The sequence below is a fragment of the Erysipelothrix rhusiopathiae genome, from assembly GCF_900637845.1.
Classification (GTDB): Bacteria; Bacillota_I; Bacilli_A; order Erysipelotrichales; family Erysipelotrichaceae; genus Erysipelothrix; species Erysipelothrix rhusiopathiae.
This window is the reverse complement of the sequence record NZ_LR134439.1, coordinates 547,192-561,643: the sequence shown is the minus strand read 5'-3', so window position 1 is coordinate 561,643 and position 14,452 is coordinate 547,192. Positions and strand designations below refer to the sequence as shown.

The following is a 14,452-nucleotide window of genomic DNA, read 5'->3' as shown; positions in this document are numbered from 1 at the left end:
GTCCTCCAATATGTAAGAAAATAATAGCTTAGGCACGTTTTAAAAGCAATGAGTTCACGCATTTATCATACTTGCATGGTTCTGCCTTGAAACCTGTTTCAAAATCAATTATGATGATTATAAAGAAACAGGAGGGGTTTTTATGAATCCACAACCATATCAAGAAGAAATCTATCATTTACTCCATGAACTCGACATTTCTTACCGGGAAGATCATCATAAACCAATTTTTTCCGTTGAATCCGATGATCTCGATATTCCAGGTCCACAAGTAAAATATTTACTATTACAACCTAAGAAAACGGATGAATATTACTTAGTCGTCGCTCACGATGAAACACATCCTGATTTAAAACAACTTGCACAAGACCTAGGAACTAAGCGTCTTTCATTTCCTTCGAATGAGGCAATGAAAGATTTATTAGGCATTGAGTTTGGCTCCTTGACCTTGCTTTCACTCATAGCGGATACAGACCACAAAGTCACACCAATTTTTGATACCGCGATTGATCGTGATGATACCATCGGCCTTCTCGCCAACAACAACACCATCACCTTAACTTTACAAGTTCGTGATGTAGAGAAATACCTCGAGCACCTTGGGTATACACCACGCTATCTTGAGTTAAAACAAAAATAAAGACCTCCTAGGAGGTCTTTTTAATGATATACAAGTTCAAACTCAATCATTTCATGATCTTGCATCTTTACGGTAAATCCGAGATCTGTCAATAAATGAATGGCAGATGTATTATGTGGGATGGAATAAGCAACAATTCGTTTCAAGGCTAAAGTTCTAAAACCGTACTCAATAAGGGCCTCACTGACTTCACGACCAATTCCCTGTTTCTGGGCACTCTGACGTAAAAGCCAACCCATTTCATACGTTTTAAGGTCGTCACCGACATCCTCAGTTTCCAATTCATGAAAAATCACATGTCCAATCGCTTCTTGGCTCTCACGATCTTCAATCGCAAATAAGGGAGGATTATCAATTAAACAATATGTCTTTAGAAATCCTTTGATGGTTTCATCATCCATTACCGGTTCAATAAACTGCATGACCGTGGAGTCTTTAAGCCATGTTTTCGCATAATTAAAATCTTCCCTACAAAAGGGTCTAATAATACATTTGTGTGTTTTGAGTTCCATAATTCACCTCACCGCTATCATATCAAATTCAGTTGGATTATACGTGAAAATCGTGTTTGTATTGCTTTACCTGTTTCCAATACACCACTATTGAGTACATTAAAACACAGTATTGAGCGAGTGGGACAGAAAGCCAAACACCTTTTAATCCAAACATACCCGGTAACACCCATAGTAGAAGAACTGTGGTCAAAATAGGTTCACTGTAGATCAGACGATAAGCAGTATGGTTGTCTCGCGTTGCATAGGCGTAAGATGTGGAAACACGAAGAAATGCAATCGGAATTAATCCTAATAAGAATAATGGCATGACTTCCGCAATCATCAAGGCAACTTCTTCTGATGCACCAAAAAATCCAGGAATCATAAATCTTAAACTGTATAGAATTACCATACATGTCAGTGCAACCCCTAACGCAAATCGAATCGCAATTGATACAATCTCATGAACTTTGTCCATACTATCATTACCATAATAACGACTGATTAAAGGTTGACAGCCATCGCCAATTCCATGAAGTAATAATTGAACACTAAAAACAACATAACAGATGACACCATAGCTTGCTGCTGCGATATCACCACCATATTGAATGGCAGATTGGTTTAAAACAATAATCATGAGATTGGGGGATAAGATTAATCCAAAAGGTGATAACGAAACCTTTAGGACCTGAACCACAGAACTCATTTTAACTTTGATTTTCTCAGATCCACCAAATGGCACGTGTTTAAACATGTAGCCGACGCATAAAAGCATGGTTAAAGCTTGGCCGATAATTGTAGCATAACCGGCTCCAGCTGTTCCTAACTTAAGAACGGATACAAAATAACCATCCAAAATAACATTCGTTATAAATCCAGTTATCATCGCAACCATCGCGAAGAGGGTACCACCATAATTACGGATAATGGGAACCAAACCAGTTGCCATTATTTGAAAAATTGAGAAAAGGATAATAATTCGAATATAATCGGCTGCATAATCGAAAAGACGTCCTTGCGCTCCAAAAAACGTTAAAATCTGTGGGTAGGTTTTAAAGAGTAAAACAAAAGCTACAAGGGAAGCAACGATCAGTAAGCATACCGTTGTTTTGAGATAACGTGCCTGGTCTTCATGATCATTCGACCCCAGTGCAATCGCTATTTGAATCGCACCCGCTAACCCAATTCCTGTTCCTAAAGCCTGTATAAAGGACGTAATCGGATAGGCTAAATTAATTCCAGCAATTCCTAAATCGCCTACATTTTGACCAATAAACCACCCATCGACAATGGCATATAAGCCAGAAAATGCGAACGCAAACATCGCGGGTAACACATTGCGATAAAAATCTTTACGCATATCATAAACCTCTATTATTTTCTAAGCATAATGATAAGTATAGCAGATATATTTTACATCGCAAGACACACCACTTAGCAAGAATGTTCCTTGTAATCACGTTATATTTGCGTTACGATTGAGGTACAAATAGAAAAAGGAGCAATAGAATGAAAAATCAATACGGACAACAGATTACAGACTTATTGCACGAACTGAATATTGAATATCGTGAAGATCATCATGAACCCATATTTTCAGTAGAAGTTGAAATCCCCGAGCTTCCTGGACCACAAATAAAATATCTTCTTGTGAAACCTAAAAAAACGGAACATGAGTTCTATTTAATTCTTGCACATGATGAAAAACATCCCGATCTAAAAGACTTACAAGCTCAACTTGGAACCAAACGCTTAACCTTCCCTACCAGTGAAGAGATGAGCGAATTAATTGGCGTTGAATTTGGAAGCCTTACTGCAGCTTCCGTAATTGCGGATAAAAATCATGAAATTACCGTAATCGTGGATGAAGCCATTAATCGTGATGATACAATTGGAATTCACCCAAATGATAATTCCATTACGTATACCATTGCATTTAAAGATCTTGAACGTTACCTTGATCATCTTGGTTATACACCCCGTTACATTCCTTTACTGGATAAAGAATAATCATCATATAGCACATGCGAAAGCGTGTGCTTTTTTAAACAAAAAAGAGAGAATTTACGCTTCCTCTCTTTTTTTTGTTTTTATAACTAAAACAGATTTGTATACATTTATTGATTTATAATTAACTTAAGAAGAGCTGTGAACTCGTAGGGGTAATCTCTTGTTACTTTAAATAATTATCTTGATGTAGTCCCAATAAGCTACTTGTGTACTCCATACAATTTCTATTCCTTGCGACGATGACTCATTATGACACCACAAGAAATAAGAATTCCCGCTAATTCGATTGTTTTGAATCCAACACCTGTTTTAGGTAAAACTTGATCTCTTTCTTTTTTCAGATCACTTGAATCAGGGGTTAATTGTGTTTCTGTTTCTGGTACGTTTTGTTCCGGTTTCGTTTCCTCTGGTTTCGTTTCCTCTGGTTTCGTTTCCTCTGGTTTCGTTTCCTCTGGTTTTTTTTCTTCCGCTATCCGAATAATCTTAGCCGGCATTGTTTCAATAGGCGGAAATTCATTAATTTCCAAAACAAATTTTAGGAAAGCAATGTCTTCTTGATCGTCTGTAAGCTTTAAAGTATTTAGTGTTAAATCAATATTAAACTCTTTTTCGTAAATACTACTTACTTCAGGTCGTTTCGTGATAAGAAAGCTTTTAATTCTACCCCAGTCTTTAACTTCCCGCTCCCCAATCCATTGTACTGTTCCTAAAGCAAGATTTTGGTCTACCAATTGTATATCATCTTCAGTATAAGAAACTATTAATTTAGATGCAAGAGATGGATCAAACTGAATTGGCCCGGTCAATTTATAATCGATTGTTGAACCTAAATCTGCGTCGGTTAAATAGAACCGGTCTCCAACATGCGGCAGTGTTCCTATTATTTTAAGATGTGTAATCGCTTTTTCTTTTAAGTTATTCACTTGAACACGATATGTTATATCTTTATTATCTGTATGTTTTAATGTTTTCACAAACTCATCAGAGCCTTGACCTTTTAATAATGCAGTTCCGTAATACAATGCATTCGTATGGTTAGCATAGAATCGTCGTGTATGAAAAATCATCTCTTTTGTATCACCGTTTCCATTAAAATCCCAAACGTCTTCAACTTTCCATATAAAGTGATCATCTATTTCGCTCACTGATGAAAGTTCAAAATCATCAACCAAATAACCGTAAAAATCCAAAGACATAATCTGTGGAACTCCATGTGTTACATTAACAGGAATTCGTGTTTGAATAGCTTGATCTTTGACAATGAGTGATTGATGAGCAAATGTAATTTCCAGTAATTTTCGACCACTCCCTTGATAATTTTCTTCAACAATTTTATAAGAATTATGAGTCGTCGATGTATCCGTGACCTCAACCCCTTCTGGTAATAAAAGATATCCCTTAAACGGACCTTTTAGCGCTGCAAGGCTCGAGGCATCATTTTTTAATGTCACCACAATATCGTGTTTTCCTTCTGTTATCAACGATTCATGAGCACCTTCAAATTGAACATCTGCTTGAATAACACGATTTATACCTTCTGCAGGTTCAATGAGATCAGCGCTTTTACACATTGCATAACGATAAATTTCATTGACAACAGCTGGCTTCATAAGTGGATCCATCTTTAAAGTATCCAGAATTGGTTCTGGAATATTATAATACATCGAAACATAGTCAGCATTTGGGTTTATCGCTGTATTGTTCATGTTATAACCTGTTGATGCGAATCCCATATTACTTTTAATTTTACCTTTCGATCCAGGTTTTACGGATGTGTCGAAATTTAGGGAAGCGATTGTAATGCCAGGTGGCAAAGCACTCCAAGTGCCAGGTCGATCGTTATTTTTGCCAATCGTATCCGTGAATGCGTCGTCATCATACTTATAAAAATGAATCCAAACACTTTGAATTGAGCGTTGATTATCAATACCCAACTCATTGAGATCATAAGTATTCCCTGGTTGAAGTCCAGATTTAAAGGGCTGCCAAGATTCTGAGCCTTCATAAAGTATACTCAACGACACATACACTGTTTCTCCCAAACTTTCATGTTTAAATTTTGAATTCGGACGATAGGTAACGTCACCAACATGTACTTTATCAACATTTAATTTTTCATCAGGATGAAAAAACAGGTCATAGGAATGCATCCGTTTTATTGGACTAGTATTAGAGTTTGGTGTTCCAAAGATATTCCACCGTAAGATCCCTTGACCAAAAACCTCTGGTGGTTCGTTATCAAATTTACCAGGACTTTGAATGCCTCCTTCTTCATCTAAAGGACCAAAGAAACCAAGATTATGAAGTGTTCCGCTTGATTCTATGTCTTTTTCACTATTTTTATCTGGTAATAAATAGTTTGATGCTACTGCATTTTGAGTTAATGATTTATTATCATCATAATTTGCAGTAATGGTTGCAGTCGTATCAAACTTGGAAAACGCAGATAATTTCGTATCTGTAATTTCAAAGACGACCTCAAATTCTTTTTCTGCATAATAAGTGTCGCTTTCATCAAGGTTTATAACATTCCAAGTCCAAGTTAATGTTTGCATTTTACCATCACTTGTAAGGTCCGGCTCAAGTCCCGAATTATTGGAAATATAACGTGCACCTTCCGGAATCATATATTTAAGAACGATATCCGAATTAGATTTGAGACGTATACTCCCAAATTCATATTTATTTATCGAAAATCCAAGTCCATAAGTCGGTTTATCCAAAATGCGTAATCCTTCTTGAGATGTTTCGCCTTCGGGTGTCGTAATTTTTTTTACTTTATTCGTTACTGAAATATTCTTTGTTGCCAAAAGGATAACCTCATCAGCTTCTTTTCTAAAGACCGATTCCTCATCTTTAAATAGTTCAATCGACGCATTAAGTTTCTTTTGATCAAATGGTATACCATTAATTGTTTTTACTTCAATAATAATACTTTGATTAAAAGACTTATCAAGTCCATCTAGGCTGTATACCAATTGATTTTTTTCTTTTATGTAGGATGGTGTTCGATCATGAATTCCTATCTCCTCCAAAGATTGATTAAAAACGATGTTAGTATCATCAATGGATTCCGGCAAACTTACAACCAAAGTATGAGAATCATATATTCCAGATGTAGCAAGATAACTTACATCTAACTTATACTTTACGGTTTGCCCTACATCAACTGCTTTTAGAACCGGCTGAAAAAGAAGACTAAAACTTGATTGTTCTTTTTTTTCGGTCCGTATTTCATCATCTATACTTGTGTTTTCTTGTTTTTCGGATACATCAGTATCCAATTCTTGTGTCTCGTCAATTTGTTGTAATTCTGTGCTTTCCTCTGAAGATTCATCAACCACAACTTGCTTTGGTTCAGAATTTTTTTCTTCATTTTCATCAAGTGTCTTCTTTACCTCACTCGACTGAGATTGTTCAAGTACTGGTGTAGCCTCATTGTTTTCTATGCTTGAGGCAGGAATTATCGTCGAGCTAATCATTAACCCCACTAAAAAAAGCGGTAAAAAACGATATCTTTTTTTCATAATATCCTCTTTCTAAAAGAATTCAGTACATCATTATGATAATAATGGATTCCAATTGTATATGATGATAATAAAAGAAATTAACTTTTCCCGCAGAACTCAACACAATAATAAGTCTATATATAAATAACATAGCATAGAAGCATTTATTTCTCAAATCAAAGAATTTCTTGCAAATTCTTCTCTATCGCAGTAATGTTTACAACGCCATTTGATTAATTGATAAAACCTGGAGTTAATACCTTAATCTAATCAATGAAATGGAACGATTTTTTTAAAAACCGTTCTTATAAACACATGTCGAATCTTTTTATATCCACCACTTCAAGTTTTTGTTTTTAATAATTCTCAATGTTTATCTTAAATTTTTTTTAAATATCCTTGGGACTCTTTTAACTTCGATACAATTTTTGAGTAGCGTCCACGTGCTATTACAATCGATTCTTCAAAATTTATAATTTTAAGTTCTTTGCTGCTTAACTGTACTAGATATCTCAAATTGATAATGGTTCCATGGTTCGCCCGTACAAATATCAGCTCATCTAATGACGCTTCAATCGACTTAAGAGATTGATTCATAACAGTATAAGTTCCTGCATCGGTATAAATAACGGGGTGACGCTTCTCATAGATGATTGCTTTAATTTGATTTTGTACCAGTCTTACCACACCCTCTCGTGTCTTAAAGATGATGCTTTGATCACAATTTTTAATCTTTAAAATCGCAGCGCGTAATGTTTCCTCTAAAGTTGATTCTAAATTTTCTTGAAACATTGATCCATAAATATTGGTTCCATAAGCCGTATGCATTACATCATCAAGTGACGATATAAAAATTACGATAAGCTTTGGATTTAAGCGTTCAAGCGCATGGATGCATTCGATTCCTAATTGATCGGGTATCATTACACTGATGATTAGAATATCAATCCTTGAACATAATGGATCTTTTTGAAGATCTTCAAATTTTGTGTATAAGAAACACTCCTTAATGCTATGGCGTTTTTTTATCAGTAAGAGTCTTTGGAAAAACCGGTGCCTAACATCTTCACACTCATGAACAACTGCAATATGATACATCTGTTTCCCCCCTTAGAATATTACTTAATACGCTATAAACATATAAAACCCCTAAAAATTTTATACACTACTTTTTAAATAATACGTAGAAACAATTCAATTGAGTAGTTCATTTGTACGAGTGGTAAAAAAAAGATCTCATGAAACTGAGATCTTCGCTTTAATTACATCCAGTGCATAATCAAAAAGTTGGACAGACAATACAAATGCCTCCGGTAATGTATAACTCACGCCACCACTACATGGAACGTCATCTTTAGCAATGAATTTGATTGAACTGCACGATTTAGAGGCAACACAGCAACCGGACTTCGCATTTGGAACCCAAACCTTCAGTGGGACGTCTTGGAGGTTTTCACGTGTGATTCTGGTGCCATCAAGACAAATAATTTCTGAATCCTTCAGAGATAAAAAGCACATGGCATCAAATGCACACATTGCGTAGACCTCTTCAACACCGGGTATTGAAACTTTAAAAGCGGTTTTCTGACCCGATATTGGATAGCATGCCTTACAAGAGGCATTTATTAAGTCACAATCGTAAAGTGATTGCGAACATGATAACCATGCTTCATCAGCAAGGTTCCCTTCCAAAAGTCGGCCCACAAATTCTTGGTACTCCTTTTGAAGTGCGGATGAAAGTGCTTGATACCGCTCATTAAAATCAGGATTTAAATCCAATTGTTTTTTTAAGATTTCGTATTGATTCATAGCATACTCCTTTCGCACTTATTTTATTCTAATTGCGAATGGTTTGCAACAACTTTCTAATCCTTCAACTTTTGGGAGAGTTCTAAAAGCTTGTAAACGGTATTGGCCGTTCGAAGAGTTACACAATTATTGATTGAAGTACTCGCAGTTTTGGACCAACGGGATTTCGAATAGTTTTGAAGGTCTGCGGACCAATAAATAACATCGAGTCCCGATTGAACCGATTCAAATTCCACATGCGCTTCACCCATGACTTCAATAATATCATCGAGTTTTGCAGGTGGTATTACAAAAATTGCAGTATGATAATTAGCTTTATTGGTCTTATCCCACCAAGCAGGCGCTTCATTTAAAACTTGTTCTAGGTGCTCAAGCGTTATAATGACAAGCGGAATTTCAAATTGAAAAAAATCTTTGAGGGTTCCTTCTAATGCTTCTTGCATTGATTTTAACGCTTCATTTTCACTTTTAAAAATAACATTCCCACTGTTTATGTACGTTTTAACGGAAGTATAACCCAGTGATTCAAAAATCTGTTTCAAGTCAGCCATCGGAACTTTATGCTTCCCGCCAACATTAATACCTCGTAATAATGCAATGTATGTTTTCATAAGAACCTCGCTTCATCTTTGATTATACGCGTAAACCATTTACCCTACAATCCGAGACGATTTCAATAAAATTTTATTTGTCTTGTTTAACGATATGTTATGCTTAAGAAAAGCGATTAAGGGGGATGTTATGAATATCCGTACATTTCAAAAAAATTTTAAGATTAAACACGAAGAAACCATTCTGGCTTGGATTCAAGATGGTCTTATTCCAGGTGCCTATTTTGATAAGCCGAAACAAACATGGATAATTCCGGATGCAGCACGACCACCTTATACAAAAGCACGTGCTAAAAACACTTCTGCCATTTACGTAAGTATTGTAAGAGGTTGTATGGATCGATATCATGTCCTACCTCAGCTTTATCATCTTAGTCAACAAGAGTTTGATGTTTACATCCAGCAACTTCTTAAAGCCAATTTAATTTCCGTTGTCTATCATGATCAGATTGCTTACTATTACGCGACACCCGAGAGTGAGGCTTTTATTGCATCCAAGAATCCGTTGCGTTACCTTGAAACACTTTTAGGTGTCGCAGTGAAAGCGGCAACCGAAGGAACCATTAAAGGTATGTTTTAAATGAAAAAAGCCAAGGAAACTTGGCTTTTTACGTTTTAAGGACTTCTTTGAGATAACCATCTTGAAATATAAGTTGGGTTGGACATGTAACTGCAAGTGATTGAGCATGGGTAACAAGAATGATGGTGACGCCTTGTTCATGAATATCTTTAAGGATACGCATAATCATGTGCGCATTCTCAACATCCAATGCGCCTGTAGGTTCATCTGCAAGGATAACCTTAGGACTTTGAATCAGTGCTCTTGCGATAGCGACGCGTTGTTTTTGTCCCCCTGACAGTTGGTGTGGATATGCATTCTTTTTATCTTTGATATTTAACATTTCAAGTAATTGAAGCGCTTTTTCTTGATGTTCTTTTCGAATTCGTTTTACGGGCAGTAATACATTTTGAATCACCGTCATCGTTGGAATTAAACCAAAGTTTTGCATAATGTATCCAATGGATTTATTGCGATAGTTAGCACGTAAAGCATCATTCCAATCAAGGATATTCTTCCCTTCAAACAAGACACTTCCCTGTGCATCTTCAATTAAACCAGCAAGGGTATTGAGAAATGTCGTTTTTCCTGAACCGGATAATCCCGTTACGGCAACAAAATCGCCGCGTTTAATCTCGACATTTACATTGTTTAAAGCATGTACCTTCGCGTCATGATCTCCATACGTTTTTGAAAGTGATTTAATGGTATATATTGTATCAGACATTTTCTCCTCCAATAATATTTAAAATTTGAATTGCGTTAATGCGTTTTGTGATAAATTGACTTAATAGCGCAACAAGTACGATTAAGATTGAAATACCAATGCCAAGCACAGTCCACGTTAAATCGAGGGTAATGTGCATCGTTTCAATTCCAATTAACGTCGATATAAAGATAAGGCAAAATATCGATTTTAGATATGAACGGATAAGATATTGTTTCGAGTATCCCACAACTTGATATAAAGCAAAATCTAGAGAGCGATAATGAATATCTACAAACACCGCGCAAATCAAGCCAAATAAGCTAAAAATCATATTAATCATTCCCACGCCTAAATAACTCGCCAACATCAACATTTTCTGATGATAGAATCCTTCTTGAATGCTTTTAATCGATGATACTTGGTACTTAAATGTCGGTTCATTTAAATCATTCCTAATGTGTTCCACCTCATCTTCTGAAAGATTCATAAAAAAGAGTTCATCAATAAAATTACTGTTGGTTAATTGGAGATGTTGATTAATGTTTGAGATATCGAAATACGCAATTTGGTAGTCCTTTGATGAGAGTTCTGTATAGTCGCTAGGACCAAGGAATGTAAATGGCTTTTCCACAACTTCCGCAATGACATAATTTAACCCTTCTGAATGAATTTGGTCCCCCACACTGTATTGGGAGTCACTTGTAATGATTGGTATCGTATCGGTATTCTGATACCGTTTCACGGATTCTGTATTTATGTTATTAAGTTTTAAGGCCGTTTCATTTAGGAATATAAGATTTCCAAGTATATTTGATGAATGGGAATCAAGATAGAACACAATCATATGATCGTGGTATTTTTCGTAGGTGGTAGCGAGTTTATTGAGGATATCACCACGATAGAGCTCGGGATTTTGTTCTATTTTCATGGTTTCTTGAAGAGATTCCGGATACTTAGCAGACACGGACCAAGCCGAATCTAATTGAGCATAGTTTTTATAAGGTGATACTTGCCGGTTTAAATCCTCAAAAAGAATGAGCGATACAAACAACAACATCAAAGAGGTTGAAAATTGAAATACTAAACCCACTTTCTTGGTGATATTAAGACCAACACTTTTATTTTTCCTATATGCCCTTAAACATCTCCAAAATAAAATATTGATGATCAATCCCATCACAAGAATCATGATTGTTCCCGCTATGATAATTGGCATTCCAATCGGCAATTTAAAATAGTTCAAAAAAGGAACTGACAGTAGTGATGAGAAGAGAAACGTTGCGACGAGTTGCACCATATAATCTAAGGTGAAAGAGCGTAGTATTTCTGAGTAGGTAAAACCAACAATACGCTTAATTTCGAGTATTTCTTTAGATACAAAAATCCAATATTCTGATACATAAAAGAGATTCAAGACGATTGAAACGAATACAATCGAAAATAAAACCAATAAGAACAGATTATCCTTGATGAAATAAATGAGATTCGATAAGTTGGAAACATTATTTTTCGCTATATCACAATATTGATTGAAAAAGAACGAAGTACATACAATCATATACAGTGATAAAAGCACATGATAAATTGTCAATAATTTTTTTTTATTCATATTTAACACCCCTTATAATAACTCCCTAGTTTATTAGGGAGTTCCATCGATTAATATGCATTACCCCAGGTATAGCAGGTTTCGTTATATCCTGAAAAAGCAACTGCATGAACCGATGTATATGGACTTGGACGATAAGCTTGTTTTTTAGTTTGCTTTGATCCTATTTTTGCTGTCGCTGACATATATGAATATTTAGCTTCATCAAAAACGGTAGTTTTTGAGTTACATGCCTTCGATAAAAAATTTGCGCCTGACCAACCTACATTTTCCCAACCTACTTTGGCAAGTGCGGTTAACTGTGCGCCTAGGATCATCAGTCCAAATAACAGCATTATCGGTACTGTTTTCTTTATGCTTCGTCGCAAAATATCCCCCCTTTCACCTTGATTTTATTCTCTGTGATCAATTATTCAAGACAAAATGACTAGATTGTAGTCTTCATTGATTACTCTGTATTTTATAAGCATTTTCAAACAAAAAGGGATTGACAAAATTTGAAGTCAATCCTAGAATATAGGTGTTGGCACTCATACAAAGAGAGTGCCAGAGGTCGAAATAAAGGAGGAAACGCATCATGATTAAACCATTGTATGACCGCATTTTGTTAGAAGAGATTCTTGCAGAGTCCGCTACTGCAAGCGGAATCTTATTGCCGGAATCCAAAGAGAAGCCTTCTATGGCACGCGTTGTTGCTGTAGGTAATGGAACGAAAGATAAAGAAGGTAATACACTTCCCATTGATGTAAAGGTTGGGGATTGTGTCATCTATAAAAAATATGCAACAACAGATGTAACTTATCAAAACAAAGATTATTTAATTATCGACATGAAAGATGTACTTGCAATTGTGGAGGATGATAAATAATGGCTAAAGATGTACGTTATGGACAAAACTCAAGAGATTTACTCTTAAAAGGAATGGATACACTTGCTAATGCGGTAAGTGTAACACTTGGTCCTAAGGGACGTAATGTTGTTTTAGAACGTAGTTTTGGTTCACCGCTTATCACTAATGACGGTGTTACCATCGCTAAAGAAATTGAACTTAAAAACCCTTTTGAAAACATGGGGGCAAAGCTACTTTATGAGGTGTCCAATAAGACCAATGATGTATCTGGAGATGGAACAACAACCGCTACATTACTTGCACAAGAAATGATTCATAAAGGATTAGTGCATGTTGATCGTGGCGCAAATCCCGTATTAATGCGTCTTGGTATTGAAAAAGCATCGCGGGTAATTGCTGACTACCTGCTTGAAAACAGCAGTAAAATAGAGACGAGCAGCGATATCGCAAACGTTGCCTCAATCAGTGCTGGTAGCGAAGAAATCGGTACAATTATTGCGGAAGCAATGAAGAAAGTTGGAAATGATGGTGTCATTACAGTAGATGAATCCAATACATTTGAGACTGAATTAGAAGTTGTGGAAGGACTTCAATATGACAAAGGTTATATTTCACCTTATATGGTTTCAGATCGTGAGACCATGGAAATTGAGATGGAGAACCCTTATATCTTGGTTACAGATCATAAAATCTCAACAATCCAAGAAATTCTTCCCCTCTTAGAACAAATTGTTCAACAAAATAAACCATTCTTTATTATTGCTGAAGATATTGACAATGATGTTGTCTCAACACTTGTAGTCAATAAACTCCGTGGAACCTTCAATGTAGCAGCAACAAAAGCACCAGGATTTGGAGATAATCAAAAAATGATGCTTGAGGACATTGCGATTGCAACAGGCGCTACATTCATCAGTAAAGAACTTGGAATGAACATCAAAGAAACTGAAATCGATCAGCTTGGAACGGCTTCTAAAGTAGTCATCCGCAAGGACGAAACAACCTTAATTGGTGGAGCAGGAACCAAAGAGTCCATTGAAGAACGTGCAAGCGAAATTCGTTCTCAAATAAACAATGTAAGCAGCGACTTTGATAAGAAAAAACTTGAAGAACGTCTTGCGAAACTTACAAATGGTGTTGCTGTCATAAAAGTTGGAGCAGCAACTGAATCCGAAATGAAAGAGAAAAAACTACGCATTGAAGATGCACTCAACGCAACCAAAGCTGCGGTTGCAGAAGGTGTCGTGCTTGGTGGTGGATATGCCCTTGCTCGTGCCTACACGGATCTAAAAGATAACCTAAGTTCAGAAAATCAAGACGAAAATAGAGGTATTAAAACCGTCTTTGAATCAATCCTAAAACCACTCTGGCAAATAGCTGAAAATGCCGGATTTGATGGAGACGAAATCGTTACAAAACAACTTGAATCAGAGGTGAATATTGGATTTAACGCAAAATCAGGACAATGGGAAAACCTACAAGAATCAGGAATCCTTGATCCTACACGCGTAACACGCAATGCACTGCTCAACGCTGCATCGATTGCATCCCTCTTCCTAACAACAGAAGCTGCAGTTGCATCGTCAGTTGAAGAGAAACAAATCACTCCTGAAATGCCGCCAATGTATTAACAAATCAAAAGGAAGCCC

14 protein-coding genes are annotated in these 14,452 nt (G+C 36.2%); 5 read left to right on the top strand and 9 right to left on the bottom strand.

The annotated features are described in order from the left end of the window. Nucleotides 1-142: 142 nt before the first annotated feature. Nucleotides 143-640, top strand: coding sequence for a YbaK/EbsC family protein (locus EL194_RS02680; RefSeq protein ID WP_003775025.1), 498 nt, complete (start codon nt 143-145; stop codon nt 638-640). Nucleotides 641-660: 20 nt separating this feature from the next. On the opposite strand, the gene EL194_RS02675 is transcribed toward EL194_RS02680, so the two are convergent. Beyond that, complete coding sequence (locus EL194_RS02675; RefSeq protein WP_003775023.1) at nt 661-1,152, bottom strand: GNAT family N-acetyltransferase; 492 nt, start codon at nt 1,150-1,152, stop codon at nt 661-663. Between the two features lie 37 nt (nt 1,153-1,189). Next, complete coding sequence (locus tag EL194_RS02670; RefSeq protein WP_003775022.1) at nt 1,190-2,497, bottom strand: MATE family efflux transporter; 1,308 nt, start codon at nt 2,495-2,497, stop codon at nt 1,190-1,192. A gap of 149 nt (nt 2,498-2,646) precedes the next feature. Here EL194_RS02670 and EL194_RS02665 point away from each other — a divergent pair, with 149 nt between their 5' ends. Further along, nucleotides 2,647-3,147 (top strand): YbaK/EbsC family protein, encoded by a 501-nt coding sequence (locus tag EL194_RS02665; RefSeq protein WP_003775020.1) that lies wholly within the window; start codon nt 2,647-2,649, stop codon nt 3,145-3,147. A 224-nt stretch (nt 3,148-3,371) separates the two neighbouring features. Here the strand turns inward: EL194_RS02665 and EL194_RS02660 are convergent, their stop codons facing one another. The 4 genes from EL194_RS02660 to EL194_RS02645 form a co-directional block, all read right to left on the bottom strand. Continuing rightward, nucleotides 3,372-6,674 (bottom strand): hypothetical protein, encoded by a 3,303-nt coding sequence (locus EL194_RS02660; protein ID WP_003775018.1) that lies wholly within the window; start codon nt 6,672-6,674, stop codon nt 3,372-3,374. A gap of 360 nt (nt 6,675-7,034) precedes the next feature. Next, entirely contained in the window at nt 7,035-7,754 is a 720-nt protein-coding gene (locus EL194_RS02655) for a LytR/AlgR family response regulator transcription factor (RefSeq protein ID WP_003775016.1), read from the bottom strand. A gap of 138 nt (nt 7,755-7,892) precedes the next feature. After that, the gene (locus EL194_RS02650) at nt 7,893-8,465 is read right to left on the bottom strand and encodes an alkylmercury lyase (RefSeq protein WP_013853211.1); all 573 of its coding nucleotides are present in this window, start codon (nt 8,463-8,465) and stop codon (nt 7,893-7,895) included. Nucleotides 8,466-8,521: 56 nt separating this feature from the next. Then, nucleotides 8,522-9,076: a DUF1697 domain-containing protein gene (locus tag EL194_RS02645; protein ID WP_003775013.1), complete on the bottom strand. Its 555-nt coding sequence runs from the start codon at nt 9,074-9,076 to the stop codon at nt 8,522-8,524. A 130-nt stretch (nt 9,077-9,206) separates the two neighbouring features. On the opposite strand from EL194_RS02645, the gene EL194_RS02640 reads away from it, so the two are divergent. Beyond that, on the top strand, nt 9,207-9,656 hold the full coding sequence (locus EL194_RS02640; RefSeq protein WP_034886731.1) for a hypothetical protein: 450 nt from the start codon (nt 9,207-9,209) through the stop codon (nt 9,654-9,656). A gap of 28 nt (nt 9,657-9,684) precedes the next feature. Here EL194_RS02640 and EL194_RS02635 read toward each other — a convergent pair whose 3' ends face one another. The 3 genes from EL194_RS02635 to EL194_RS02625 are packed head-to-tail and all read right to left on the bottom strand — an operon-like array spanning nt 9,685 to nt 12,321. Beyond that, a complete protein-coding gene (locus EL194_RS02635; protein WP_003775009.1) occupies nt 9,685-10,362 on the bottom strand; it encodes an ABC transporter ATP-binding protein in 678 nt (225 codons plus the stop codon). Next, on the bottom strand, nt 10,355-11,953 hold the full coding sequence (locus tag EL194_RS02630; protein ID WP_003775004.1) for a hypothetical protein: 1,599 nt from the start codon (nt 11,951-11,953) through the stop codon (nt 10,355-10,357). Before EL194_RS02630 ends, EL194_RS02635 begins: the two co-directional genes overlap by 8 nt. Nucleotides 11,954-12,003: 50 nt before the next feature. Continuing rightward, a complete protein-coding gene (locus EL194_RS02625) occupies nt 12,004-12,321 on the bottom strand; it encodes a hypothetical protein (protein ID WP_123244883.1) in 318 nt (105 codons plus the stop codon). A 209-nt stretch (nt 12,322-12,530) separates the two neighbouring features. On the opposite strand from EL194_RS02625, the gene EL194_RS02620 reads away from it, so the two are divergent. Both EL194_RS02620 and groL read left to right on the top strand, forming a co-directional pair. Next, the gene (locus EL194_RS02620; protein ID WP_003775000.1) at nt 12,531-12,821 is read left to right on the top strand and encodes a co-chaperone GroES; all 291 of its coding nucleotides are present in this window, start codon (nt 12,531-12,533) and stop codon (nt 12,819-12,821) included. Continuing rightward, a complete protein-coding gene (gene groL, locus EL194_RS02615; protein ID WP_003774997.1) occupies nt 12,821-14,434 on the top strand; it encodes a chaperonin GroEL in 1,614 nt (537 codons plus the stop codon). The genes EL194_RS02620 and groL overlap by 1 nt, the downstream gene beginning before the upstream one ends. The last annotated feature ends 18 nt before the right edge of the window (nt 14,435-14,452 follow it).